General features: G+C 44.7%; 25 protein-coding genes. 11 read left to right on the top strand and 14 right to left on the bottom strand.

All coding sequences use genetic code 11. From position 1 onward, the window contains the following. Nucleotides 1–64: 64 nt before the first annotated feature. From QUA97_RS16280 to QUA97_RS16260, 5 genes are all read right to left on the bottom strand, one after another. Nucleotides 65–688: a cytochrome c oxidase subunit 3 gene (locus QUA97_RS16280; RefSeq protein ID WP_194068231.1), complete on the bottom strand. Its 624-nt coding sequence runs from the start codon at nt 686–688 to the stop codon at nt 65–67. A gap of 370 nt (nt 689–1,058) precedes the next feature. Then, the gene (gene ctaD, locus QUA97_RS16275) at nt 1,059–2,864 is read right to left on the bottom strand and encodes a cytochrome c oxidase subunit I (RefSeq protein WP_333195221.1); all 1,806 of its coding nucleotides are present in this window, start codon (nt 2,862–2,864) and stop codon (nt 1,059–1,061) included. Between the two features lie 78 nt (nt 2,865–2,942). After that, nucleotides 2,943–3,944: a cytochrome c oxidase subunit II gene (locus tag QUA97_RS16270; protein ID WP_333195220.1), complete on the bottom strand. Its 1,002-nt coding sequence runs from the start codon at nt 3,942–3,944 to the stop codon at nt 2,943–2,945. Between the two features lie 328 nt (nt 3,945–4,272). Beyond that, a complete protein-coding gene (locus tag QUA97_RS16265; RefSeq protein WP_333195219.1) occupies nt 4,273–5,016 on the bottom strand; it encodes a class I SAM-dependent methyltransferase in 744 nt (247 codons plus the stop codon). Nucleotides 5,017–5,270: 254 nt separating this feature from the next. After that, entirely contained in the window at nt 5,271–6,305 is a 1,035-nt protein-coding gene (locus tag QUA97_RS16260; protein ID WP_333195218.1) for a S66 peptidase family protein, read from the bottom strand. A gap of 293 nt (nt 6,306–6,598) precedes the next feature. Between QUA97_RS16260 and QUA97_RS16255 the strand changes: the two genes are divergently transcribed. After that, the gene (locus QUA97_RS16255; protein WP_333195217.1) at nt 6,599–8,029 is read left to right on the top strand and encodes a carotenoid oxygenase family protein; all 1,431 of its coding nucleotides are present in this window, start codon (nt 6,599–6,601) and stop codon (nt 8,027–8,029) included. A gap of 206 nt (nt 8,030–8,235) precedes the next feature. Here QUA97_RS16255 and QUA97_RS16250 read toward each other — a convergent pair whose 3' ends face one another. Then, on the bottom strand, nt 8,236–8,409 hold the full coding sequence (locus tag QUA97_RS16250; protein WP_194068225.1) for a hypothetical protein: 174 nt from the start codon (nt 8,407–8,409) through the stop codon (nt 8,236–8,238). 202 nt (nt 8,410–8,611) lie between these two features. Here QUA97_RS16250 and QUA97_RS16245 point away from each other — a divergent pair, with 202 nt between their 5' ends. Further along, nucleotides 8,612–9,421 carry an SDR family NAD(P)-dependent oxidoreductase gene (locus QUA97_RS16245; protein ID WP_194068224.1) on the top strand — a complete coding sequence of 270 codons (810 nt, stop codon included), beginning with the start codon at nt 8,612–8,614 and terminating at the stop codon, nt 9,419–9,421. 95 nt (nt 9,422–9,516) lie between these two features. Here the strand turns inward: QUA97_RS16245 and QUA97_RS16240 are convergent, their stop codons facing one another. Then, nucleotides 9,517–11,889 carry a CHAT domain-containing protein gene (locus QUA97_RS16240; protein WP_333195216.1) on the bottom strand — a complete coding sequence of 791 codons (2,373 nt, stop codon included), beginning with the start codon at nt 11,887–11,889 and terminating at the stop codon, nt 9,517–9,519. Between the two features lie 728 nt (nt 11,890–12,617). Between QUA97_RS16240 and QUA97_RS16235 the strand changes: the two genes are divergently transcribed. The 3 genes from QUA97_RS16235 (at nt 12,618) to QUA97_RS16225 (ending at nt 16,624) form a co-directional block, all read left to right on the top strand. After that, a complete protein-coding gene (locus QUA97_RS16235; RefSeq protein ID WP_194068222.1) occupies nt 12,618–14,570 on the top strand; it encodes an FAD-dependent oxidoreductase in 1,953 nt (650 codons plus the stop codon). A gap of 297 nt (nt 14,571–14,867) precedes the next feature. Then, nucleotides 14,868–15,554 (top strand): class I SAM-dependent methyltransferase, encoded by a 687-nt coding sequence (locus QUA97_RS16230; RefSeq protein ID WP_194068221.1) that lies wholly within the window; start codon nt 14,868–14,870, stop codon nt 15,552–15,554. Next, nucleotides 15,554–16,624, top strand: coding sequence for an aromatic ring-hydroxylating dioxygenase subunit alpha (locus QUA97_RS16225; protein ID WP_194068220.1), 1,071 nt, complete (start codon nt 15,554–15,556; stop codon nt 16,622–16,624). The genes QUA97_RS16230 and QUA97_RS16225 overlap by 1 nt, the downstream gene beginning before the upstream one ends. Nucleotides 16,625–16,854: 230 nt before the next feature. On the opposite strand, the gene QUA97_RS16220 is transcribed toward QUA97_RS16225, so the two are convergent. Further along, nucleotides 16,855–17,328: a hypothetical protein gene (locus QUA97_RS16220; RefSeq protein WP_194068219.1), complete on the bottom strand. Its 474-nt coding sequence runs from the start codon at nt 17,326–17,328 to the stop codon at nt 16,855–16,857. A gap of 142 nt (nt 17,329–17,470) precedes the next feature. Between QUA97_RS16220 and QUA97_RS16215 the strand changes: the two genes are divergently transcribed. Continuing rightward, nucleotides 17,471–17,827 carry a type II toxin-antitoxin system RelE/ParE family toxin gene (locus QUA97_RS16215; RefSeq protein WP_333195225.1) on the top strand — a complete coding sequence of 119 codons (357 nt, stop codon included), beginning with the start codon at nt 17,471–17,473 and terminating at the stop codon, nt 17,825–17,827. Continuing rightward, nucleotides 17,796–18,185 (top strand): helix-turn-helix domain-containing transcriptional regulator, encoded by a 390-nt coding sequence (locus QUA97_RS16210; RefSeq protein ID WP_194068218.1) that lies wholly within the window; start codon nt 17,796–17,798, stop codon nt 18,183–18,185. Before QUA97_RS16215 ends, QUA97_RS16210 begins: the two co-directional genes overlap by 32 nt. 16 nt (nt 18,186–18,201) lie before the next feature. On the opposite strand, the gene coaBC is transcribed toward QUA97_RS16210, so the two are convergent. The 4 genes from coaBC to QUA97_RS16190 form a co-directional block, all read right to left on the bottom strand. After that, the gene (gene coaBC, locus QUA97_RS16205; RefSeq protein WP_194068217.1) at nt 18,202–19,401 is read right to left on the bottom strand and encodes a bifunctional phosphopantothenoylcysteine decarboxylase/phosphopantothenate--cysteine ligase CoaBC; all 1,200 of its coding nucleotides are present in this window, start codon (nt 19,399–19,401) and stop codon (nt 18,202–18,204) included. 378 nt (nt 19,402–19,779) lie between these two features. Continuing rightward, nucleotides 19,780–19,992 (bottom strand): protein IsiD, encoded by a 213-nt coding sequence (gene isiD, locus QUA97_RS16200; RefSeq protein WP_006632739.1) that lies wholly within the window; start codon nt 19,990–19,992, stop codon nt 19,780–19,782. Between the two features lie 47 nt (nt 19,993–20,039). Further along, complete coding sequence (locus tag QUA97_RS16195; RefSeq protein ID WP_194068216.1) at nt 20,040–20,666, bottom strand: alpha/beta hydrolase; 627 nt, start codon at nt 20,664–20,666, stop codon at nt 20,040–20,042. Nucleotides 20,667–21,164: 498 nt separating this feature from the next. Further along, nucleotides 21,165–21,413 (bottom strand): hypothetical protein, encoded by a 249-nt coding sequence (locus tag QUA97_RS16190; RefSeq protein ID WP_333195215.1) that lies wholly within the window; start codon nt 21,411–21,413, stop codon nt 21,165–21,167. A 975-nt stretch (nt 21,414–22,388) separates the two neighbouring features. On the opposite strand from QUA97_RS16190, the gene QUA97_RS16185 reads away from it, so the two are divergent. The 3 genes from QUA97_RS16185 to QUA97_RS16175 all read left to right on the top strand — a co-directional run bounded on the left by QUA97_RS16185 (nt 22,389) and on the right by QUA97_RS16175 (nt 23,859). Next, a complete protein-coding gene (locus QUA97_RS16185) occupies nt 22,389–22,604 on the top strand; it encodes a hypothetical protein (RefSeq protein WP_333195214.1) in 216 nt (71 codons plus the stop codon). Beyond that, complete coding sequence (locus QUA97_RS16180) at nt 22,592–22,972, top strand: BON domain-containing protein (protein WP_194068213.1); 381 nt, start codon at nt 22,592–22,594, stop codon at nt 22,970–22,972. The genes QUA97_RS16185 and QUA97_RS16180 overlap by 13 nt, the downstream gene beginning before the upstream one ends. A 470-nt stretch (nt 22,973–23,442) precedes the next feature. Beyond that, entirely contained in the window at nt 23,443–23,859 is a 417-nt protein-coding gene (locus tag QUA97_RS16175) for a DUF2294 domain-containing protein (RefSeq protein WP_194068212.1), read from the top strand. On the opposite strand, the gene QUA97_RS16170 is transcribed toward QUA97_RS16175, so the two are convergent. Both QUA97_RS16170 and QUA97_RS16165 read right to left on the bottom strand, forming a co-directional pair. Then, a complete protein-coding gene (locus tag QUA97_RS16170; RefSeq protein ID WP_194068211.1) occupies nt 23,834–24,286 on the bottom strand; it encodes a response regulator in 453 nt (150 codons plus the stop codon). The genes QUA97_RS16175 and QUA97_RS16170 overlap by 26 nt on opposite strands. Then, nucleotides 24,273–24,599 carry a hypothetical protein gene (locus tag QUA97_RS16165; RefSeq protein WP_194068210.1) on the bottom strand — a complete coding sequence of 109 codons (327 nt, stop codon included), beginning with the start codon at nt 24,597–24,599 and terminating at the stop codon, nt 24,273–24,275. The genes QUA97_RS16170 and QUA97_RS16165 overlap by 14 nt, the downstream gene beginning before the upstream one ends. 355 nt (nt 24,600–24,954) lie before the next feature. Here QUA97_RS16165 and QUA97_RS16160 point away from each other — a divergent pair, with 355 nt between their 5' ends. After that, complete coding sequence (locus tag QUA97_RS16160; protein ID WP_194068209.1) at nt 24,955–25,758, top strand: DUF2267 domain-containing protein; 804 nt, start codon at nt 24,955–24,957, stop codon at nt 25,756–25,758. The last annotated feature ends 82 nt before the right edge of the window (nt 25,759–25,840 follow it).

Raw genomic sequence — 25,840 nt, 5'->3', positions numbered from 1 at the left:
GGTCATATTAATTTCTGGTGGGGCAGCCTTCTTGCCTGCTCCCTAAGTAGAAAAACCTACAGGTTCAAATCACGTACAGCAGTACAAACAAAACAATCCAAATCACATCGACAAAGTGCCAGTAAATCTCGGTCGCTTCGATGCCAAAGTGGTGTTCGCTAGAATAATGACCTTCCACGCGCGATCGCCAAACTACCCCGGCCATCAGCAGCACTCCAAACGTAACGTGCAAGCCGTGAAAAGCAGTCAAAACGTAAAAGCAACTAGCGTACAAATTAGTTGTCAGGCCAAACTCTAAATGAGTATATTCGTAAACCTGACCGCACAAAAACACTACGCCCATGAGGATAGTTGCAAGCAACCAATTCCTCATACCCGCCACATCATTCTTTTTGATTGCAGTATCCGCATTATGAATCACAAAACTGCTAGCAATCAAAATTATGGTATTAATTCCCGGCAGCAATAACTCGCGATCGGGCGTACCTTCAGGCGGCCACGCCGGGGCCATCGCTCGATAAATCAAATAGGCCGCAAACATACCGAAAAATATCATGCCTTCAGCGCCCAAGAACACAATCACCCCTAAAATTCGGTGGTCGGGATGCTCTTCGTGCCCTTCTATTTCGGCGCTGTGGTGGTAATTGAGAGCAGTTTTTTCTGGATCTATCGTTGGAATTTGTTGCATGATAAATTGCTAGTTGGTAATGGGATTTTGAAGGAAGAAGTCATTAGTCATTAGTCATTAGTCATTAGTCATCAGTCATCAGTCATTAGTCATCAGTCATCAGTGCTGTTGCTTCCGAGCTTTCCGTACAACGTCATCAGGAAGAAGGAAGAAGTCATTAGTCATTAGTCATTAGTCATGTTTTGCTGTTGCTTCCGAGCTTTCCGTACAACGTCATCAGCAAGAAGAAAGAAGGAAGAGGGAAGAGACAGAAAAAAATTATCTGTACATCGCTGCTGTGCGGTCAAAAGTCATTAGTTCAAAGTTCTACTATTGCAACGAGCAATAACTAATGACTAATGACTAATGACTGATGACTCATAAGTGATGACTAATTGTCATCTTGACTTTCATCTGCAGGAGAATCAGCTTTTATTTCCGATTCAGGAGCGACTAAAGTTGCAGTACCGCCAAAGAAAGTTGAAGCTTGAGCCTCTGCAATCGGAATACCTTCTTTCTTGGCGTTGCGGGTGGCATTTTCCCTCAACTTCAGCCTGAGACGTTCCCCAGTATGCTGAATTTTTTCCATGCCGTAATCGTAAGGCCCGGTTGCTAATACCGGCACTCCTTCAAAATTTTCGATCGGCGGTGGCGAAGTCGTCATCCATTCCAAACTCAAAGCTTCCCAAGGATTATCGCCTGCTTTCGGGCCGTATCTCCAGCTCCAAATCACGTTAACAATAAACGGGATTGTCGAGACTGCCAGCATATAAGCGCCGATCGTACAAATGACATTAATCGTGGTAAATTTCGGGTCGTACATTGCCACCCGCCGGGGCATTCCTTGCATCCCCAAAGCGTGCATTGGCAAGAAAGTTACAGTAAAGCCCACATAGGTTAAAACAAAGTGAACTCTACCCCAAAATTCGTTAAGCATCCGCCCAGTCATTTTGGGGAACCAGTGGTAAAAAGCAGCGTAAATTCCAAACACTGAGCCGCCAAACAGCACGTAGTGTAAGTGAGCGACGATAAAATAAGTATCGTGAACGTGAATGTCAAAAGGTACGGAAGCTACCATGATCCCGGTGATGCCGCCGAGGACGAATGTTGAGATAAAACCCATCCCAAATAGCATGGCGCTAACTAGGCGGAGTTTTCCTCCCCAAATAGTGGCCAACCAGCTAAATATTTTAATCCCAGTGGGCACGGCGATGATCATAGTTGTGATCATGAAAAACATCCGCAGCCAGCCAGGAGTGCCGCTGGTGAACATATGGTGCGCCCACACGATTAAGCCCAAAAAGCTGATCGCGAGACTGGAATAGGCGATCGCCAAATAACCAAAAATTGGCTTGCGCGAATGCACCGGCAAAACTTCTGAAATCACCCCAAAAAAGGGCATAATCATAATGTAAACTGCCGGGTGCGAATAAAACCAGAATAAATGCTGGTAGACGATGGGATCGCCGTTACCTGTCGGGTTAAAAAATGCCGTCCCCGCTAACAAGTCAAACGACAGCAAAATCAAAGCTGAAGCTAACACTGGAGTAGCAATTAAAGTCAGCGCTGCCGTCGCAATCATTGCCCAGCAAAACAAAGGCATTTCATTGAGACTCATGCTCGGAACCCGCATCGTGAAGATGGTAACGGCAAAATTCACCGCTCCCAAAATCGAAGAAGTTCCGAGAATCAAGACGCTGAGAATCCAGATTTCTTCTCCGGCTTGAGCAGTAACTAAGCTCAAAGGCGGATAGGAAGTCCAACCAGCCTGCGGAGCTCCCACCAAAAAACTGCTCAGCAGCAATACGCCGCCTACTGGAATTAACCAAAAGGCAACCGCATTCAGCCTAGGAAATGCCATGTCTTTTGCCCCAATCATTAAGGGGATCAAAAAGTTAGCAAATCCAGCGCCTGCGGGTACGATCCACAGGAAGATCATCACCGTGGCGTGAACGGTAAATAAACTGTTGTAGAGTTCGGGGGTGACAAAATCGCTATCGGGAGTGGCGAGTTCGGTTCGCACTATTGTCGCCATCACGCCGCCGATTAAATAGAAGACAAAAGTTGTTACCAGGTATTGAATGCCGATTACTTTGTGGTCGGTACTAAAACCGAAGTAATCTCGCCAATGTCTGTCGGCCGGCGCTGTGCCGCGAGCCTCAAGGTTGGCAGTTTCTTGGAACTGTGCTTGTGTCATAGTTATTCGTCATTAGTTATTTGTCATTAGTTATTAGCTTTGGATCGAAGACCAATTGCCAGGAACTAATGACTATTTTTAGTGATGGTTTGGGTGAAGTTTTTCTAGGGTTTCTGGATTAATTTTTATTTCCCTGACGTAGGGAGCTAAAAATTCTCCGTCTGACATTTCCCCAGGATTAATTGCTATTGCTTCCTCTAAGTTTTGAGTGCTAGCAATTTGCTGTTCCTTCACCCAACTATCGAAGTCTTCGGGGGTGTGAACGAATGCTAAAGCTTTCATCGCTCCGTGATAAGCGCCGCACAATTCTGCACAAACAATCCGGTATTCGCCGACTTTATTTGCTGTGAATCTCAGTTCGCTCGGCCGGCCGGGAATTGCATCTTGTTTGAGGCGAAATTCCGGCATCCAAAATGCGTGCAGCACGTCTTGAGCTGCAATATTTAGCTGCACGTCGCGGTTGGCTGGCATATGCAGTTCACCGGAACTAACACCGCTTTCTGGATAGCTGAAAATCCAGGCGTACTGCAAACCTATGACGTTTACAATTAAGTCTGGTGCTTTGTTTTCATTTTTTGGGGATGCGCCAACGCCAAGAGCAACGAGCTTTTGAGAGGGAATTTTAGGGGCGTTTTGGGGTGTATCTGACAGTGTGGCCGCGATCGCACTTCCGCGCATTTGAGATTGCGATTGCATGGTGCCGTGGTCGTGATTGCCCATCGGATCGAGGCCTCCCATTGAGTTGTAAATCTCAAAACTGTAGACTCCGATTCCTAAAATTATCACCGCTGGCACGGCTGTCCATAGAATTTCTAAAGGAAAGTTGTCATGCCAAGGCGGGCCGTCTGTGTTGTCTCCTTTACGGCGGCGGTATTTAATTGCAGCAACGATCAGCAGTCCCTGAACCATGATAAATAGTCCGGTGGAAATGGTCATCATTGTGTTGAAAAGTCCGTCTACCTGGGATGCCTCCTCAGAAGCGGCGATCGGCATTAAACCATGATTCTGCCCGTACCAGAGACTGATCAGAGTCACTCCGATACCGGCGAGCATGGTGATGATGGAACTTGGAATGTTCACGCTGATACCTTAGTAGTAGCGACACTTCTTCGCTTGAACAATTAGGGAAGCAACTCTGGGTTGTCAATTTTTAATTGTAAATTGACATTTTGAGTGCAATCCCTATCTTAATGCTTACTTAAGGCTTATACCATTTTTGATTGCTGCTGATTTGATATTTTTGATGGGGAATGACTTATGCTCTAAGGGTTTGGAGCTAAGGGGAGCGGTTACATTTTTTTGTGAAACTGAGATGAGTTTTTTTGGGCGATCGCTCGTTCAGATTAATACGGTTTATGTCCCTTGACAAAACTTAGAAAATATGGTAAACAATTGGTATTTTTTGTTACTAAACTTGAGATTGTTTCTCAAACACCATTAAATGCTGCTGGGGTAACATATCTTTTGTCTCTTTCCATACTAAACCGACGGCGGCCATTTCTTTTTTTACCTGTTTTTGGGTCATTTTGTGCAAACCTTTAATGGGAATCATTGGATTTTCGCCCCGATACTCGATCGATACCGCGCGCCCTCCCGGCTTTAGTGCTTTAACAATTCCTTCCATCATTTCTCTAGGATATGCAAACTCGTGATAAGCATCTACCATCACAACTAAATCTACGCTGTTTTCCGGCAAGTTCGGATTGTCGAAACTGCCCAAAACTGGCTCAACATTAGTAATATTTTTTTCTTTTTTGTTCAACTCAAGAAAATTAATCATTTCCGGCTGCACGTCAACCGCAAAAACCTTGCCTTCGGGAACTAGGGCCGCGATGCGAAAGCTAAAATACCCGGTTCCGGCTCCAATGTCTGCTACAATATCAGTTGGTTTTAAATCGAGATTGTTGACTAATCTAGCGGATTTTTCTTCCATGCCGCGAGATGGTCTTTCCAGCCAACCAGCGCCTTCATATCCCATGACTTGGGCAATTTCTCGACCCATGTAAAATTTGCCAATTCCGTCGGGATTGTGGACGGTTCGCTGCTGATAAATGGTGTCGCTATTGGTGGTTTTACTTGCTTCTGCTGCTGCACAGGCATTGAGCGGCAACAGGCAAAGAATTGTCAAAATTATTACTGTTAAGGGTTTCATTAATTGTGCAATTTTTTTCACGATCTTACTGATTTTGTGTTGAAATTTATTTCTCGTTCCCTGGCTTTGCCTGGAAACGCACATCCAGAGGCTCTGCCTCGGTAATATCGAGAATAAGTAGAAAGGCGTAAATATTTGTAGTTGGGATGAGGCAGGAGTCAGGAGACAGAATGCAGGAGGGATTGGGGTTTGAGCCTCATTTATCTTTCTTAACACAGTTGTGTTTTTCCCCACCGACTTACTTAGTTCAAGATTTAACTGACAGCGGATTCTAATAATTTGATTGTACCAGAATTTGCATCGATTTCGACTTCTTTGCCGATCGGCAAAGTGAACTTATCCCGAATGTGTCCCGTCATGGAACCGTACCACGCGGGAATATTCAAGGGGCGAATCCGATCCGTCAAAACTTGATCTAAGGTTAAGGACTCTTGCGGTTTTTCAGCTTCGCACTTGGTACACTGTCCGAAAATAAAACCGGATATTTTATCGAGAATGCCCGCTAATTTAAGTTGCGTTAACATTCGATCGATTCGATAAACTTCTTCGCTAACTTCCTCGACAAACAAAATACTATTTTCCCATTCCGGCAAATAAGTAGAGCCTACCATTGCTGCAATTACTGATAAATTGCCACCGATTAGTTTTCCCCTAGCTGTGCCGCGCCGGATAACTTGAACTTGCACGCTTTGGGAGTTTTGCATGGTGACATCACCTCCGTCAAACAAAACTTTTTTGACGTAATTTACTGTAAAGGGGCTCCAACTTGAGACACCTAAAGGGCCGTGAAAAGTAACTATATTAGTTTTAGCATAAATCGCTAATAAAAGTGCCGTAATATCGCTGAATCCCATAATTATTTTGGGATTGTTGCGGATAATATTGTAATCTAGGAGTGGCAAAATTCGGTTGCAGCCCCAGCCGCCCATCCCGGTAAAAATAGCTTGCACTGAGTCATCGGCAAAGGCGCTGTTGACATCGGCGGCGCGATCGGCATCCTTCCCTGCTAAATAGCCGTAGCGATCGTAAAAATGCTTTCCCAGTTTAACTTTTAAACCCAAGTTATCCAATACTTTAAAAAAATCTTGGATTTCTTTTTCGTAACTGAAAGCGGCAGGATTGATTAAAGCAACTGTATCACCGACTTGCAGGCGGGGAGGCTTAATAATTGTTTGGGGGAAAATGTTGTTTTGGGCGATCCTCTTCAAGGGCTTCGCCAACGGCAAAAATATCGTGCCCATAGCAGTCAACCCAAAAGTTCTGAGCACATAGCGGCGGGGGAGAGTCATAAATGTTATACCATTTTTCTATTAAGTGAAATTTTAGATACTTCGGTTTCGCGAGCGTACGAGTTTTAAATTTTATATTTGAGGAATTATTAATTAATTGGTGAATACTTGACTCGCTTGAGAACGGCTATAGATAACTTCTGCTATAGCGGTTCGATCGCCCTATGCCCTATGCCCTGTGCCCACGGACACCTATGCCCTAGGTCGCACAGTACCTCCTATGAGAGCACAGAAAGGCTATATAATTGTATATTGAAATTGCTGCCAGCCCAGTTAAAAATTGCCAGTTTAACATGAAAATAGACACTAACATCTCAGCTAAAAAATCCTGGGCTAAAGCTTTAGCCACTCCGGCTGCGGAGTTTCCGTTGACTCAGCTATCGGTTAAAAGCGGTAAAATTCCCGACGGATTGCGCGGCAGTCTCTATCGCAACGGGCCCGGACGTTTGGAACGCGGCGGCATGACTGCGGGACACTGGTTTGATGGCGACGGTGCAATTTTGGCAGTTCATTTTACCGATGTCGGTGCTGCTGCTGTTTATCGCTACGTGCAAACAGCGGGATATCAAGCTGAAGAAAAAGCTAATAGATTTATCTACACTAATTATGGCATGACAGCACCGGGGCCTGCGTGGTTGCGGTGGACTAAATCTGTTAAAAATGCTGCCAATACTTCAGTTTTCGCTTTGCCCGATCGCCTTTTGGCATTATGGGAAGGCGGGCCACCTCACAGCCTAGATTTGCAAACTCTGGAAACTAAAGGAATCGACAATTTAGGCAATTTAGATAGTAAATTTTCTTATTCAGCTCACTGCAAGCGCGACCCGATTACTGGCAATATTTTTAACTTTGGAATTACCAGCAGTGCGAGTCCCAAGTTGAATTTGTATAAAAGCGATTGTACGGGCAAAATCGTGCAAAAAGCAACTATTCCTTTAAAGGGGATTTCTCTCGTACACGATTTTGTTTTGGCGGGAAACTATCTAATATTTTTTGTGCCGCCGGTGCGACTCAATGTTTTGCCAGTGTTAGCTGGAATTAGCAGTTATGGCGACTCGTTTGACTGGAAACCGGAGTTAAAAACGCAGATATTAGTTATTGATTCGGAAACTCTGTCTTTAGTTAGTTGTGGCGAAACTGATGCTTGGTTTCAGTGGCACTTTGCTAACGGTTTTGTCAAAGAAGATGGTTCGGTGGCGGTAGATTTTGTGCGTTTCGCTGACTTTCAAACTAATCAGCGACTGAAAGAAGTACCGACAGGTGAAACTCGCACTGACGCGGAAGGTTCTCTGTGGCGGGTATGTTTAAATCCTGAAACTGCCGAGGTGATAGCAGCCGAACAATTGTTGGATAAAGCTTGCGAGTTTCCGGTTGTACCTGCTTCCGACATTGGTCAAGACTCGCGGTATATTTATCTGGCAATGTATCGGTCTGATGTTGATATTGTAGCGGAACGTTACGGGGCGATCGCCCGTTTGGACACACAAACCCGAAATCTCACAATTGCCGATTGCGGCGAAAATCGCTATCCCACAGAACCCGTCTACGTTCCAGATATTTCCTCGGAGAAAGGTTGGATTTTGACAGTTGTTTATGATGGGAATTCTGATAGCAGCGAAGTCTGGATATTTGACAGCGACAGACTAAACAGCGCTCCTATTTGTCAGCTAGAATTGCCCGGTGTCATACCTTTGAGCTTTCACGGTACTTGGAAATCCGCCTGATGAGAAAATTGTCAAGAAGTGTTGCGGAAGATTTATTAAAAATTGTTGCCACTTTTCTGTCAAGTTGTTAAGGTGTGTGTAGAAGCGAAAAACTCATATCTAGGAGGTATGTGATTGATGCTCTATATTGCTCAAAAATCCCCGGCGAATATAATTCGCGGCTGCACAAACAAAGTCCGCCTGCGCTGACTAACCAAACAGGGGAATTAAGCCAACCAAATTCGGTAAGATTTCTTACCTTGTTTTACAATCTCAAGTTTGTCTGCTTGAGTAAGGTATAGCAGCCAGATTTCTGGCAAATTTCTGGCAAATTTCTGGCAAATTTCTGGCAAATTTCTAGCAAATTTCTGCCAAACCAAAAGTTTAGAGGACTTATGCACAAACTCTGTTTGTACGGTTCGCCCACAAGCACCTTACAGCAATACCACATCGAAGGATTTTTTGCATAAGTCACGGTTTAGTTGAGTTTAAATCCCGCGCGCGTTGGCGATTCAAAAGTTTTGAATTAACTCCACAAAATTCATAACTCGCAACTTATAACTCCGCGCGCGGCGATCACTTCAAATCCAGAGGGTTTAATGTATGCAACTTCAAGGAAAAACAGCTCTAGTGACAGGAGCTTCGCGCGGAATTGGGCGATCGATCGCCCTGGAATTAGCGCGACAAGGAATCAAACGCTTGGTGATAGTAGCGCGCAACCGCCGGCAATTAATTGAACTGGCAGAGGAAATCGATGTTTTTGGTACAGAAATAGTACCCTTAGCTTTGGATTTAACTCAGTCAGTAGCGGTGAATATTGCGATCGCCCAAGCTTGGCGCGATTGCGGCCCAATTCACCTGCTAGTCAACTGTGCGGGCGTAGCACACCAAGCATCATTCTTGCGTGCCCCGCTACCGTTAATCGAGGAAGAAATCGCCTTAAATTTGCTCGGAACCTACACAATTACCCGCTTAATAGCGAAGCGAATGGCGGCGCAAAAAGAGGGAACAATTGTCAATGTTTCGAGCTTGATGGGCAAAATTGCGGCTCCGACAATGGCGACGTATTCTGCTACAAAATTTGCAATTTTGGGATTCACCCAAGCCTTGCGTAGCGAGTTAACTCAGTACAATGTTCGAGTCACAGCTTTATTGCCATCTCTAACAGATACCGATATGGTGCGAGACTTGGAACAATTCCGGTGGGTAGTGCCCACAACTCCCGAAAAAGTTGCCCTAGCGCTTGTGGCGGGATTGCACAAAGATGCGCCGGAAATCTTGGTGGGATACCAAAGTCATCTAGCAGTTTTGTGTCACCGAATTGCTCCTTGGTTGCTGGATTTTGTGTTGCGGATGGCAACTCCAAAACTTCGCAATGGAGCGCGGGACGATCGCAAATTGCGCGAGGCTTAGGCTAACGCGCGATCGACTAATATGATGTCTAGTCGATTACTGTAACAAAAACGGTTTGTAGTGCGGACGACCGTCCGCACTACAAACCTGTTAATTTACAACCAATTGCCAACTAAAATATATGTCGCCCAAATATTCGCCGGCTCATATCTTTCCAACAGAGACTTTTGTGCAAAATGCAGCGCTTTTGCCCTAGTCATTCCGGGTTTCGACAGTTCCTCATAAAACCGTAACATCAGTTCCGTATTTGGTGCATCCTGCGCTTCCCACAAAGTTGATAAAGTGCTGCGCGCCCCCGCACGCACCGCTATTCCCGCAAGTCCTAAAACTGCTCTGTTATCTCCCGATGCAGTTTGACAAGCACTCAAAACAAGCAATTCAATATTAGTTTGCTGCTGCGGAGTTTCGGTTTCAATTAAATTAGCGATATCTTGACCTTTCAGGAGTTTTTGGTAAGCCACAATATAGGTTTCATCTGGGTCTGAACTGAATTCGCCATGAGTTTTTAGGTGTATTGCTGAAAAGTTGCCTGTTTGAAGCTTATTTTGAATATTGGCTTTGGTGAAATTGGCCTCAAGCAGGGGTTGACTGGCGGGAACTTTTTGGCTAATTCCTTCTAATTCTTCCTTTAATTTTTGGATGGTTTCAAACTGTTTACCGTCAATGTTTTGCGATTGACCGATGCCGCCGACGAAGACTTTTAGTTTTTGTTGTAGCGGTTGAGGTGCAAAAAGTGTGAGTTGCGGGGAAATGGCGATCGCATATTTATCTTGTACTAAATATTGCTCGGTTTTTTCATCGTAAAGCACCGCCATCGGGATGTTCCGCAAATCGCCATCGAGGACAAATACTAATGTTTCAATTTGAGGATTTTTGTCGAGTTCGGGTTTCAGCGGTGCGAGCAACCATTGGTACACTTTTTTGGCATCCGCTATTACTTCAGGATTATTTCCCGGTGTTTGCAAATTTTTTCGGAGTTGTTGCAGGGTAGTTTCTACTGTTTTTCGAGGTACGGGAGTTTCGCGATATGTTAGGGGTTTTCCTGCTACTTGAAAAATCAGTGCTATTTTGTCTTCTAAAATAATTGGATAAATGAGTGTAGCTTCAGGATCGGGTATTTGATTGATGGCAACGGTAGGAGATAAACTGCACCGCAAAAAGTTTTCGATTTCGGCTAGTTGAAGTGCGTCAATCTGTTGGATTGCTTGTTCTAAATTTGCTTGATTTGGTTGAGTGTTTCCCTCAGTTGTCACGAGTAAATCTACGAGTTGGCGGTAAACTGGTTCGGCATTATCTCGGAAGGAAAACTGCACGTCGGGATTGACGGCAATTAAATCTTTGCGTAAAGATTGGAGGGTTTGAACTGATGCTTGATAAGCTGCGATCGCACTTTTTTTGTCTCCCTTACTTTTCACCGTCAATCTGCCTAATTGCCACTGCCATCGATAGGCAATATCCGCCGCCTGAATTGACTGTGCAATGCCTAAAGCTTCCGTGGTTAATTGTTTGGCATCGGATAATTGTCCGGTGATTTCGTACAATTCGCCGAGACTGCCTTTGGCGTAGGATTCTGCTCGCAAATCGCCTAATTTTGTAGCATCTTTTGCTGCGGATGCCAATAGTTTCGCAACATAAATTAATTCTGGGTTTCCTAGGGTTTGACTTTTGGCTGCGACAGCACAGTGTTGGACTGCAGGCGACAAAGGTAGTAAGATTTTCTCGATGTGCGATCGCTCCATTGTTTGCACTTTCAAACAAGTCAGGCTTTCGGCAAAGTCGATGCGGGCATAGATGGATTCAGTGGTGACGGGCAAATTGTCAACTTTTGACTGGATTTCTTGCCACAAATTGCTGATATCTGAGTATGGTTGAGTTTCCACAAGCAGGCTCAGTTTACTTAATTTAGCTTGCAATTGTTCGGTTTGGGCAGCAAGGGCGATCGCCCTTTCGTAAAATTCCAAAGCTTGGGCATAATTAACCTTAGCATCCTTGCGGATATCTTCTTGCCGTTTGGCGATCGCTCGCTGGAGATTTCCCAAACTGAGATAAGCGGCGCTGATAGCTTCATTTAACTGCAAATTTTGGGCAATTTCTAAACTGCGGTTTAACATGATTGCGGAAGTTTTCAAAGCACCCGTGACGCGCAGTACATCGCCTAAAGTTCTCAATCCCGATGCGCTGAGTTCCGTGTCTGCCAAGTTTTCAACTGTCGCCTTTTCTGTCGGAGATAGTTGATTGTCGATTAAGCTTTGGCAGTTGAAATTACCAATTTCTAAAACAGGGAGCAAACTATTGCAAGCTTGGCGGTAAAGTCCGGCTGATTGGAGATTTTGGGCGGCGATTAGTTGGCTGTTGGTTTTAGGGGCGATCGCACCTGCTATCCTAGCAGAAACAGGCACTTGCAAGCAGCATAAAAATGCTGTTATTTCTGCTAATATCAACCAATTTTTATACTTTTGTATATTCATTGATTCTGGTTTTTGAGAAATTTTTATGCGGACAAGGCTTGTTTTATAGGATATTGCTGTCAACTAGATCGCGCGTTATACCGACAGTCCGACAGGGTTTGCAACCACCGTATTATAGCAATAATCGGTTAAAAATCACATTTTGCACAAGAGTTAATAACGGGTTCTCCGGCCCGTTCCACAAAAGATGAATTTTCTTGCGGAACAGGCCGGAGAGCCTGTTCCCAAACAAGTAATTGAGAATGGTGCAACATTTCAGTTGAAACCGACTGTAAAATCTGACAGAAACTGCGAGTAATTTTAGTCCTATAAAAGAGGGATTTCGCTATGAAACCAAGGTGAACAACCCCTGTCGGACTCTCGAATCAACGAAATAATTAGGGCGAAATTTGGAATTTTTAACCCTTCTAACTCAACAGATAACAGATCGCAATCAACAAATAAGAAATAACAAACAACAAACAACAAACAACAAATAACAAATAACAAATAACAAATAACAGTCAATTGAAGCATCAGAGATTTACTTGCAGCATTAAATCTGGAAGCTTGAACTTCCGTCTAAAATTTGGAACCACAGCAGGAGTACGTGGCAGGGTATGGGTTTTTGGGCGTGTCAAAGGCGATCCGGGGGATATATCTTAGTATTTCTTCACATAGCCTGATTTCGGTCTATGATTATGCCTTATGGCGTCCTTGTGTTTAAAGCCCGTTATCGCGTATCGCTGATGAGTCAATCAACCAATCCACCACAATCCCAACCAATTTCTCGAAGAACCGCCCTCAAAATCCTCGGAGTCGGTACCGCCGGCGGGCTGCTGGGCTACTCTCGATTTTCCAAGCCAGAACCCGCCGTTTTTGGTCAAGATTCTCTTGACTTACCGCGAATGCTGAATAACCGCAAAACCGTAGCAGTTGTCGGAGGCGGCTTAGCCGGGCTCGCCTGCGCTTACGAACTGTGTCAGCGAGGTTTCGCGGTGACGCTACTAGAAAAATCGCCCCAACTCGGAGGCAAAATAGCTAGTTGGCCGATACAAGTCGGGAACGAAACTTTTATGATGGAACACGGTTTCCACGGTTTTTTTCCGCAATATTACAACCTCAAAAGTGTAGTTGAAGAATTAGAAATTACCGATAATTTTGTATCTTTGGAATCCTACGCCGTCCTGTTTAGAGACGGCAAATACAAACCCGAAGTTTTCCGTCCCAACCATTCAGCCTTCCCCTGGAATATAGTTGACCTGGCGATATCTTCTCCCAACCGTCTCAAGTGGGGAATCAACCTGACAAAACCCGCTCATTGGGAAGTGTTTCGAGAAATTGGCGGCTTTCAAACGCAAAAAACTTTCGCTCGTCTCGACAATATATCAGTTGCTGACTGGGTAAAAGGTGAATTTCCGCGCGGACTTTACGACTTGTATTTTTTGCCTTTTGCCAAATCCAGCCTTAACGCTCCCGACAAATTGAGCGTCGGAGAATTAATGCAATTTTTCCACTTTTACTTTTTCGGAAATCCCGAAGGTTTGGCCTTCAACGGCACGCGGCAAGATATGGGTACAAGTTTGGTGCAGCCTATTGCCAGAGCCATTGAAAGCAAAGGTGGCAAAGTATTAACAGATGTCGCAGTTAGCAATATTCACTGGGAAAACGGCAGGATTGATTCTCTGAGTTATCAGTCGGGAGACGTGCAAAGTAAAGTGCCTTTTTGGGTCAAACGAAACGCGCTGTTAACTGACAGCAACTCTACAGAATATTTCGGCGCGGGAGACAGCGTATTTGCCAGCGCCCCTGGAGGAAAAGAAGCAATTTCTCTAAGTTGCACTCACCAAGGCTGCACAGTTCAGAAACAAAACGACGGTCAATTTCACTGTCCCTGTCACGGAGCAGTTTTTGATGCTGAGGGACGAGTTGTGAGCGGGCCTGCTCAGCGGGATTTACCCAGATTTAAGGTAGTCGATAAAAAAGCAGATGAGGTACAGTTGGCAGCAGCAGTAAACAAATCACAACCGCAAAAATTGGGAGAAATATTGCAGGCTGATTACTATGTTTTTGCTGCCGATGTTCCTGGGATGCAGCATTTGTTTAGTTTAGCTAGCGGTGAAGTAAATCAACAGGTGCAGAGCCGAATCGAGGGCTTGAAAATAGCCGATCCGTTTGCGGTGGGCCGTTTTTGGTTCGATCGCGATTTTCCCTGGGAACACAGCAATTTTAGTTCGCTTTCCGGCTACAAACTGACTGACAGCATCACACTTTACCACAAAATTCAAGATCAATTCATCGAGTGGCATCAGAAAACTGGCGGTAGCGTAGTGGAACTGCACGCTTACTGTTACAAGGAGAAAGAATTTCCCAACCAGGAAGTTTTGCTCGCTACTTTCGAGGAAGAATTGTATGAAATTGTACCGGAATTAAAAGCGGCGACTCTGCTGCACCGGGAATTGGTAAATCAAAAGAATTTCTCCGGTTATCCACCCGGTAGTTATGCGGAACGGCCAGACACTAGCTGCGCTGTACCTAATCTTTTGTTTGCCGGAGATTGGGTGAAAATGCCGTTTCCTTGCGGTTTAATGGAAAGGGCTGTGAGCAGCGGTTTGTTAGCAGCTAATGCGATATTATATGAGGAAGGTTTGCAGAGGCGATCGCTGTTGACGGTGAATCCCGAAGGCGTACTGAAAATCTAAGGTGTGCAGCGGGGCGGATTTTATATTATGTCCGCTAAAAATGGTTTGTAGTGAGGAATGCAAGTCTTCTGATTTTTAAGGCGAGCATTAAATTTTTCACTACAAACACCTTGATTAGAGGATTAAGAGCGATCGCCTTGCTGAGGATAGTTGGTAATATTAGCAGGAATTCAGATGAGTTACGGTTTGTGGCCGCGGTTTCGCTGCACCCAAAAGACACAGCTTGAAAAAAAATCATCAGCATTTATCTGGGTGCATCTGCGGTTAAACTATTGAACGAGTATAAAGCAATAATAGATGCTGAAAACTAACTGGAAAAATCGCACTAAATCTGTAATATTTGATGCTTTTGCAACAGAATACGATTTTGCTGCAACCTTGCAAAGCCAGAACGATTTCTTTATTAAAAACCTATCGTCCTCTAAAGGTACCGCATTAGATATTGGCTGCGGTTCGGGAATTTTGGCTTGGGAATTAGCTAAGTATTACGATCGGGTAGTGGCGGTAGATTTGTCAGCAAAAATGCTGGATATCGCCCGTCAGAAACGCTCGTCCCCCAATATCGAATACATCCAAATGGATGCCAGTCATTTAAAGGTCGATAGCCAATTTGATTTAATAGTTAGTGACTCCACCTTTCACCATTTCCCCAATCTCCCCGCCACTCTATCATTAATTAAAAAACTGTTGAATGAGCAGGGAAAGATTGTTTTTTTAGATAATGTCTCGGAAGTCGAAACACCTGCTACAATCAGCTACATAGTAGGTGCAGCGAGAGATTTTATGCCCGACTGTTCCAAATACGGATTTCGCAATGCTTCAAGATTATTAAAATTTAGATTGTCGCCAAGCTGGTTGAAGCATTTAGCCAGTGACAGGTATTTGTCAGAAGGGAGATTTAAAAAAATGTACGGTCGTTGCTTTCCCGGCTGTTATTTTGTAAGATTGGATTGTTTTATGGGCGTGATTTGGGAAAATCTGTAATGCAAAACAACGGGATAAAATCAGTATCTGCGCGGGAAAAAAATAGTCACATCCGCGAGTTGAGCATTAATTTGGAGCAATGGTATGCAGTCGCCCGCAGCACAGAGGTACAGAGTCAGCCACTACCCGTGATATTGTGGCATCGGGCGATCGTGCTTTTCCGCGACAGTGCAGGCAAAATCAACGCTTTAGAAGACAGGTGCCCGCACCGACAAGTCAAACTCAGCCACGGTAAAATCAAAGGCGATTTAATCGAATGCGCTTACCACGGATGGCGGTTAAATACAAGCGGAGAATGCGCCGAAGTCGATTATTTAGCAGAAAATCAAAAGCTACCTAACTGCAAAATTCGCTCCTATCCAGTCCAAGAACAAAACGGTTTTATCTGGCTGTTTCCCGGCGATGCAACCCAAGCCCAAAAAATAGATTTATTAGACTTACCAGAGTGGGAACATCTCAATTATATTGCCACAGTTTCAGTCATCGACTGTCAGGCCCACTATTCATTTTTAATTGAAAACTTGATGGATATGTACCACGGACACTTGCATGAAGACTTGCAAGCTTGGGCCAATCCAGTATTAGATACTTTAACAGAAGACGCGCATCAAGTAACCGCCCGCTATCAGGCGCAAAGTTATTACAAAATAGATAAAATCTGGTCAATCTCCCAGTTATTTTTTAAATCTCTGCGGAAGCTGCACCCGGAACCGCTAGAGGTTAGTTACGTTTACCCGCACTGGGTTTCAACCTTGGGAAGCGACTTTAAAATTTACTGCTTAGTTGGCCCGGTAAGCGAGACAGAAACTCGCGCTTATTTAATTCATTTTACCTCATTAAATGCGTTTTGGCGGCTGCACAAATTGCCTGTTTGGTTTCGCAGGTTTATTAAAGATAGTTGTTTCGGTGCGGCTCAAAAGTTATTAGATGGTTTGGTGCGGCAGGATGTGTTGATGATTGAAGAAGAACAGCAGGCTTTTTTGCATAATTCAGAAAGAAAGAGTTACGAATTAAATCGGGCTTTGGGTAGCGTGCAAAAGTTGATGAGAAATCAGGCAGAAAAGGGGTAATTTAGATGATTCGGCGGTTGAAACCGCGTCTGCACAAACGATGTCGGCCCCAAAACCGACTGGTTCATAAAGAATATCCAAAACCAGGATTGGGTATAAATTGTATAGCCTTTTTCAAAAAAATGAGGCAGGTTTGTTTGTAGTCAGGACTTTAGTCCCGATTGACTCGGAAGAAGGACTGAAGTCCGAACGATCGAACCTCAAAAATCTAAATTCCGCCAGCACAAACTTTACTTTTTAGCGCGCTGCTGCTGGTAAACCTTGACAACTTTCTCCGCAAAAGTAGCAGTTGCGCCGCTTTTGCAAGCTGCGGATTCCCCAGTCATCCACCAGCAAGCGGCGCGGCGTACAGCGGTTAATTCATTGTTGCCGCTAGCTTTGTATTCGTCGCGCAGCAAATCGCCCACGATACAGGTAACAATTGATTTGGCTTTTGTCGCGTCGGCTTCAAATTGTTGGGGTGTTAAATCTTGTTTGGTACAGAATTTGGCCCAGCGGGAAATATTGTTTGGTAAAACTTGCCACTGACTGTACATTCCGTCATTTGCGGCTTGTGGCGGGGCGGCTTGTCGCAGCGCTTCTACGAGGGCGGAAACTTGCGCGTCGGTGACTGATTGCGCTGCTGCTGGAAGTGCTTGCAATCCGAGGCTAATTATCAGGCTGCCGAATAGTAGATTGGTTTTTGCGATCGATTTAAAATTCATTCACAATCCCCTGTTTGATTTAAACTTTGTTTCCTCAAACAAGGTTTACTATTTTGTCGGTAGAATGCCTCTGTCTTAAGTATGATTTGCCCACTTAATGCACTGTCATCGCACTTACGATAGGAATTGTCAATCAATTACGATAAAATTATGGAAGTACAACAAGCGTGAAATTCGACGTTACATCCGACCTGATGGCAGGATTCCTTTCTTAGAGTGGTACTACGCCCTACGAGATGGCAAAGCCCAAGTTAAGGTTGATGCAAGGCTTGAGCGAGTTAGTCTCGGCAATCTGGGGGATTATAAGTCAGTTGGAGATGGTGTCTGTGAACTTAGGATTAACTACGGCCCTGGCTACCGGATTTATTTTAGACAAATAGGAGGGACAATTGTGCTTCTGCTCTGTAGTGGGGATAAAAGTACCCAAGAACAAGATATTCTCAAAGCGAAGGAGTATTCGGCCGACTATGAAAGAAATGAAAATGCCTACCAGCGATAGCTATTACGAGTCTCTAATTGAATCTCTCAAAGATGCCGAACACGCTGGTGGTTTTATCGGGGCTATCTTGGAAGAAAAAGACCCTGAACCCGCACTTTTGAGAAATGCCATCAGAAAGGTGGTTGAGGCTAAAATCAGGATGAATGCTCTTTCGGAGTCAGCAAAAGAACATCACGAAAAACTTGACAAAATGCTGACTGAAAGCGGCGGTTTGGAAATTTACAGTTTGGTAGAATTGCTCGAAGCGTTAGGATTTAAACTAGAAATTACTGTCGCAGGTATTGAGTTGCCCGCTGATTCGATATCAACGGAAATGGGGGAATCAGAATTATTGCCCGAACCAGCTAATGCAAGTTAAGAAGTAAATCGCGCCCTCACCTTTCCAGCACAAAATCAAACAACCGATGAGCCATTTCTAGTTTGCTGCAAGGTGCAATTTCTACTTGCTTGCCGGCGGCATTAATTAATATTGCTTGATTGGTATTGCTGCCGAAACCTGCACCTATTTTGTCGATCGGGTTGGCGGCAATTACATCCAGTTTCTTCGATCGCAATTTCTCCAAAGCCGGTTTGACAATATCCCCAGTTTGTGCTGCAAACCCGACGAGTTTTTGATGCGGCTGTTTCAATTTTCCCAACTCTGCCACAAGATCCGCTACCGGTGCCAAAGGCAAACAATTCGGGAGCGATCGCTTCGGCAATTTTTCACTGCTGTACTCAGCCGGCCTCACATCCGCTACCGCCGCCGCCATCACCGTCAAATCCGCATCGTGAAAGCATTGCAGCATCGCCTGCCGCATTTCTTCTGCACTCGTAACTGATCTCGCCCGCACACCTGACAGCCGCAATTCCCCAGTTATACTGTGTACCAGCGTCACTGTCGCGCCACGGTGCAGTGCGGCTTGCGCCAAAGCTATGCCCATTTTGCCCGTGGAAGGATTGCCGATAAACCGCACCGGATCGAGGTGTTCCCGCGTTCCTCCCGCAGAAATTAACACCCGCTTACCCGCTAAATCTCGATCGCCCTTCGCATACAACAGCGACTCTATGTGAGGCAAAATCTCACAAGGTTCTGCCATGCGGCCGACACCCGCGCGATCGCACGCCAGCATTCCCGCCCCCGGATTCGCCGCGTGATAGCGCCGATAAGTCAGCACCTCCCGCCAATTCCGCTGCACCGCAGGCTGTTCCCACATATCCGTATTCATCGCCGGTGCCAGCAAAATCGGGCAAGTAGAAGCCAAAACAGTATTAGTCAGCAAATTATCAGCAAAACCCCCAGCCAACTTAGCCAAGGTATTAGCTGTCAAAGGAGCAATCACAAAAACTTCCGCCCATTCTCCCAGTTGAATGTGCAGCGGGCGACCGTGATTTGCTTGCCAAAAATCTTTGTCCGTAAAAGCAGGATGGCGGCAAAGAGTAGCAAAAGTTAAAGGCGTTACAAACTCCCCCGCAGCCTCAGTAAGAATCGCCTTAACTTCAGCTCCAGCTTTTGCTAAAGTTGAAACGACTTCGCAAACTTTGTAAGCCGCAATCCCGCCACTAACGCCGATTAAAATTCGTCTGCCCTTCATGATTTTTTGTAATATAGCAACCTTCTAGGTTATGAAAACTTGATGAATTTCTGAAACCATTCCCGATAATTGCCCCTCGCATCTCTTAATTCCTTCTTCCCTCTTCCCTCTTCCCTCTTCCTTCTTCCTGATGACGTTGGACGGAAAGCTCGGCGGGGACAGCACTAATGACTAATAACTAATAACTAATAACTAATAACTAATAACTAATAACTAATGACTAATGACTTCTTCCTTCACCTATCATAAAAAAAAATCAAGAAAGAAGTTGAGATTAAAACAGACAACAATCCATAACTCATCTGTTCAATCCACAACAAAAAATGCTGCTAACTTCTTCCTCAATTCCGTCGAAAATTTTAAGCTAGATTTTTAAGCCTATGCTTCGTCGTAGGCTTCCATATCCAGAAGGTGGAGATAAGGTTCAACCAGCTCCGGCCGCTGAAAGGCAAGCGATCGCAACAAATGCCAATCATTCAATCCCTCAAAAGGATCAGTATAATCGTCAACCTCCAAACGGACAGCCAATTCTGCCACGTCTTGAGAAGTAAGTACAGCAATATCGCGCGATGCTTTGGTTAAAGTTTTCATGTTTTTTACCCCTGCCCTAGACTTCCGCCATACTATATACTAAGCCTTTAATCACATTTCGACACAGTTTCTACAACAAAACTTCGCATTACATCTACAACTTCCGGTAGAATCTCGTGTCCCATGTTAAATTCTCGATACTGCACCTGAGATCCCCAAGCAGTCAAACTGTCGCGCGATCGCACCGCAGCACTAATCGGCACAATAGTATCTTGAGTACCGTGCGCGATTAAAACAGGCGGCAAAGCACTCCCCGCAGCGGGCGAAATCGACGAATGCAAATAACCGCTCAAACAAATTAAACCCCCTACCGGCAAAGTCAATCCCACATCCAGAGTCATCGCTCCGCCTTGAGAAAAGCCCCCTAAAATCGTGCGAGACAAAGGCACGCCCGTGCTGCTTTCCAAAGAAAGCAAAAATTCCCTCAGCAATTGCCGGCTTTCTACCAATCCCCCAGCATCTTTGCTTTGAAGGTCATACCACGCTTTGCCCCCCGTTACTTGGGGATGGGGAAACGGGGCATCGGGAAACACAAACTGATAATCCGGCAAATTGAAAGCCGGTGCTAAGGCCGCCAAATCCCGAGCATTAGCACCCCACCCGTGTAAAGCGACAATCAAAGCGACAGGTTGGCGATCGGTTGTTGGCGGAATGCTAATAAATTGTAAAGACATGATAGTGTTAGTAATTGGTAATCTGGCATTACTACAATTATAAATTGTCGTGGCGAGTAAAACCAAATTTTTAACGCTCCGGCTGCGCCGCAGCACACCTTACCTAAGTCAATCCGCACTTGACTAACTGTTAACTTTAGGCTGCACTGCGACCCGATCCAAGTAGCAATCCGCCACTCACAAAACAGTCACAATTTCCTTCAGATAAACCCGCGCCAACGGTTCCTCATCCCCCAGACTATACTGTTCCATCAATCCCTAGCACCGAATATAAATATTACTTCCTTACCTCACCACAACAGTATCGTCATCAGTGCTTTCTCTGACCAAAATTATCAGTTAACAATTCCGAGGAGTGCAACCGAAATTGATATTACAGGTAATTTGCCAGACATAATATCGCGAAAATATCATGGTTTAAAAAAGTTTCTGCGTCCAAGGCACTAATAAAAAGAAGAGGATTTTACCTCTTCTTTTATTGCTACGATTTCTGTTTGTTTAAGCACTTTTCTGTTGGTCAAAAAACGACTGCTGCCCTTCTTCAGTCGATATTAAATTCCACCCTTGAGTTGTCAGCTTCTGAAAAGTTGCCCATCCCTTAGAACCGTCCTGTTCCAGGTAGTCGGAGGCAGCGAACTGCGGAAAAGCTGTATAAGGCCGCCACGCTTGACGCACTTCGGTACGCAAGTGCAATATCTTTTCTCCATTGCCTCCCAATCTCGGCAACCAACACATTTGTTTTAGCATTTTTAACACTCCAGAGTTTTACAGTAACGGCAATTTGCCAACATCCCCAATTAAACTTTTAGAACCCTAGAAATACTGCTCGGAATATCTAACAGGTAACAGGGACGGATGAGATTTTCACCGATTACCAATTACTGAGGTAGCAGCAGTCGTCAAAGTTGATTTGGGTTCTCGAAATTTTCTCAGTCAAAGAATAGAAAGCTAATACTGTCAAGGCATAAGCAAAAATAATCATTGCTATTATCTGCTCAAACTTGACTTAAAGGCGATCGCGCGAAAATCCAGTTGCATAAAGCATTAATTTTTCTGGTTTCCCTTGCTTGATAATTACAAGCTCATGCTCCCCCTTTCCGCCTAAAATGACATCTCTCTACAGTATTAGCTCTGTAAGCTAAAAAATGTTCCTTTAGTTACAATTATTAAATTTTTGTCACGATTTATATTGTTATCAAAAGTTAAATTACTTTTCATAAACAGCGATTAATAATTTTTAGTAACTTTAGCTACATTGGCTCTGGATGGGTGAACAGTTTGGACGATCGACAGGGCGAACTCCCAACCTGCCCAACAAACTGCAATGGTTTTTATTAAAATATCGACCTAATCATGAGTTGCTGGAATGTTACAGAAACCTGATTTTGCTGCGGCAAAGATTGCCTGGACTTTAAACTAAAAATATATATTTATCCAGGATATTAAGGAGCTAAACTGTTAACTTGCTACCGCTAAAATGCTTACAAAAAGCTAGTTGTACTAACCAATTTTTATGATAATTATCTATCGGGTTACAGCATTCCTAAATTTCCTGCTGCGGGGACTTGGCACATTGGGCGTACAACAAAATTCTACAAGTAGGGGCATAAGACTTTAAGTTTGATTGGCGGCCACGGTGAGCGCTGGTATTTGTTTGAGAGTGGGAGAATTTATGTCTCCAGACAGATGATCTGCGAACTCATGCAACATTAAATGGTATTTATGACTGGCGCAAACAGCTCAAAAAACCGGGCTTTCCTAGCGGGGGCGATGGTGGAAACTATGTTTTTTTGTATAAAAATTCGGTTTCTGCGTCTGGCGAGTGCGATCGCAATTCCTGGTATTGAGCATAACAAATGTACTGCGATCGGTCAACTGTCAATTAACACAAAAATTAACACAAACTTTGTCGGAGGACAAACTCTATGGGCTGGCTAAAAAGATTGTTTGGTTTAGAAAAACTTGAAAATCAAGAAAATGTGCAAGCTCCAGCTTACCAAGCACCTGTAGCTCAAGCTCAAGCACCTGCTCAACCTGCTGCTGCGAGCCCTCAGACAATCCCGCCGGAACGCATGGGATTGAATGGAGAATACGATCAAAGCGGTTTAGCTAAACGGGTAGCTCAGGCCTTTGATGCAAATCCTGATGTTGCGGATATTGAGACTGTTTATGTGGCGCAACTCGGCACTACGGTGGTTCTCAAAGGTACAGTTCCCAGTCAGGAAATTGTCAACAAGTTAGTGACAATTGCTAAAGGTGTTAAGGGTGCAACTGGCGTGGAAACCAATCAAGTTACTGTCGGCTAGCACGAAGGTTGTTTATAACAGTTAACAGTTAACAGTTAACAGTTATAGCAATCGCCCATCATAGTTAGGTGTTCTTAATTGCACTTTCCCCATGCAGTCGATTGCAACGGAGGCCTCTGGAGTTTTGCAAAAAGCATTTTTATTATAGTGCGATCGTCCCCGCTCGCCAGTTGTACAATACGCTCTTCGGCGACGCTCGCACGCTCAAATGCAAAACACCAGATGCTCCCGACTGCAACGGAGGCAAGAGTTCATTGTTATGCCTCCAGCCTCCAGCCTCCAGCCTTCTTCCTAATGACTAGCCTTCGACTTCGCTCTTCGGCTAGAATGACTAATGACTACTGACTACTGACTACTGACTACTGACTAATGACTAATGACTACTGACTACTGACTACTGACTACTGACTACTGACTACTGACTTCTTATATAACAGTTTTTTTGAATTATATCGCTGTAGCTAAAAAATATGACCGGGGAAATTTTAGTGCCTACTCGCGGCAAATTAGAACGCAGTCTTGCACAGGGAATTCAAGCTTTGTACCGCTCTCTACTCGGGAACCAAACGAGTCAGGCGCTGTGCAATCTTTTGGATAATAAATTAATAATTGTGATCGAAAATGCGATTACTCAGCCTGAAAAGTTGCTGGCTCAGAACGGTCAGGAAGATTTGGCTTCGCAGGTACGATCGCAATTAGAGTCGGTTCTGGAATTGCAACTGAAAGACTTAATCAAAGAAATTTTAGGTGTGGGAGTGACTGATTTGCTCAGCGATGCGACTTTGGAGACTGGCCGCACGGGAACCATAGCAATTTTGGAGTCTGCACCTAAAGTTCGCGATTCTAGTTCTAAGTCTAAAACTAAATCTGAAAAGGATGATAGTTGAGGTGGTCGCGGATAATAGTTTCTAAGTCCTTGATGTTAAAAGGTTTAGAAAGGTATGCAGTGCAGCCGGCTTCGAGAATCCGATCGCGGTCTTCTGCTTTTGCCAGTGCTGTGACAGCCACAATCGGAACATCGATCAGGTCGGGGTTTTGTTTGATGCGCTTGATTAATTCTATACCGTCTAGATCCGGCAGGCAAATGTCTAGTACGATGAGGTCGGGAAGTCGATCGGCCGCTGTCGCCAGAGCGCTGTACCCGTCAACGGCTCCGACGAACTCGCAGCCGAACAAATCCAGTATTTGCGTCAGCAGCTCTAAGTTGTCGTGATTGTCGTCTACCGCCAAAACTAGAGGACGGCTGTCAATCGCCGATTGACCGTTATTTAATGACGAGGATTCCAAAGTCTGATTCCAATTAGGGTAGTTCATAAATGCAGATCGAAAAACGATCGTCAAAGTTATCAGCGAGGCATTCCTCAAGTGGCGCTCTGGCACTCGAAACAGATTGGCTCGTATTTGTAGCTCTCAGACGATCGGTCTTTGGTCTAGCTCGATTGTACAATATCGCTGCTAGTTGGGGCAAAGACTGTATCAGTCTATCGATACCATAGCATCTCCATAATTTTACCGATCGAGAGCGCAAATTATCTACCTGCCCTTGCCCGTGCGTCAGCCTTGGCAAGCAGAGGCGATCGCCACCAAAAGTATTGCCAGAAAAGCCTTTTATTTTAATTACTTTCATTGTTCTCAACAGCGGCAGAGGCTTTGCTGAATACTACCTGCACAGTCCCGGAGGCAAAAAACCAGATTTCTCGGAAAAATCGTCGATCTATTCCGATAGATGCTTGACGCAGAAACCGGGTTTTCGACCTCGCCCCCGCGCAGGACTACCAACAGCAGACTGAGGTTAAAATCAGTAAATATACCTAAAGCAAGATTATAACAGATACAAATGTTTAACAATTTCCCCCTGTTGAGAGATACTTGTTGAGCAGATTTATATTTTAATGTTTGTAAGTAGTAATTATCGCAAATTTAGCAAATAAAGATATCAATTTTTACTTGTTGTTTACCGGATATTAATCTAGGAGATATTAATGACAATTGCAATCAGAGATGACCTGACTTACCTTTTGCTCAAACAGATTGGCAGCGGCAACGCCCAGGGAGAGTCGGCAATTAGGAATGCAGCAGAAAAGTATGTCGGTCGAGAAATAGCAGAAGCGGAATTGCTCGGTCACTTAGACTACCTCAACCAAAAAGAATTTATCAAAGCAGAGTTTAGCGGAGAGCCTTACGGAGGGACTGAGTTATTGCCGCCTTTAGTGGCATTTCAAAAAGCCGATTTAACCGAAAAAGGTCGCAAAATGTTGCAAAAAATGGAGACGAATCCTCCTAAGTCCCTGCATCAAGAAGGGTCAGCAGTTCCGATCGCCACTAAGGATATGCCCTTTTTGGAAAAAGTGATGCTAAACGGTAACATGGAGGATATTTTTGATGCCCGCGACATTACCGAATTGGTGTACCGGACAATGCGAGACTTGATGACAACAGAAGCAAGCGATCGCGTGGAAGCCGAACTGCACACAGAAGTTTTGCCGGCGACGGACGACAAAACCCTGCAAAAAGAAATAGCAGAGCTCTGGAAAGATACGAATCCGCTGGTGGGATTGCTGAGCCGGGTGCGTCCGCCTTGGCAAGGGCCTGCACCTTTTGTGATCGATTCCAACTTGTTTATTTTTCGGGTGGAACAAGAAGGTGGACTTCCTTCTGGGGTAAAACCGGAAACTGCGATCGCCGCCGTATTTTCGGCAACGAAGGATGAGTTGTCCGAGGAACGAATTCAGGAAATAGCGGGCTTTTTGCCGGACAGAATTCGGGAAATTTGGCAGTCGGCTTAACAGGATATTTCCGAGTATAAATACTTACAAACCGGGTTGAGGAACCAGCATTCTGTGCTATAAGTCAGAAGCAGGTCTCGTA

The sequence above is a fragment of the Microcoleus sp. CZ3-B2 genome (assembly GCF_036705055.1).
Classification (GTDB): domain Bacteria; phylum Cyanobacteriota; class Cyanobacteriia; order Cyanobacteriales; family Microcoleaceae; genus Microcoleus.
The sequence above is the reverse complement of the archived record's forward strand: the minus strand, read 5'-3'. Positions and strand labels throughout refer to the sequence as shown.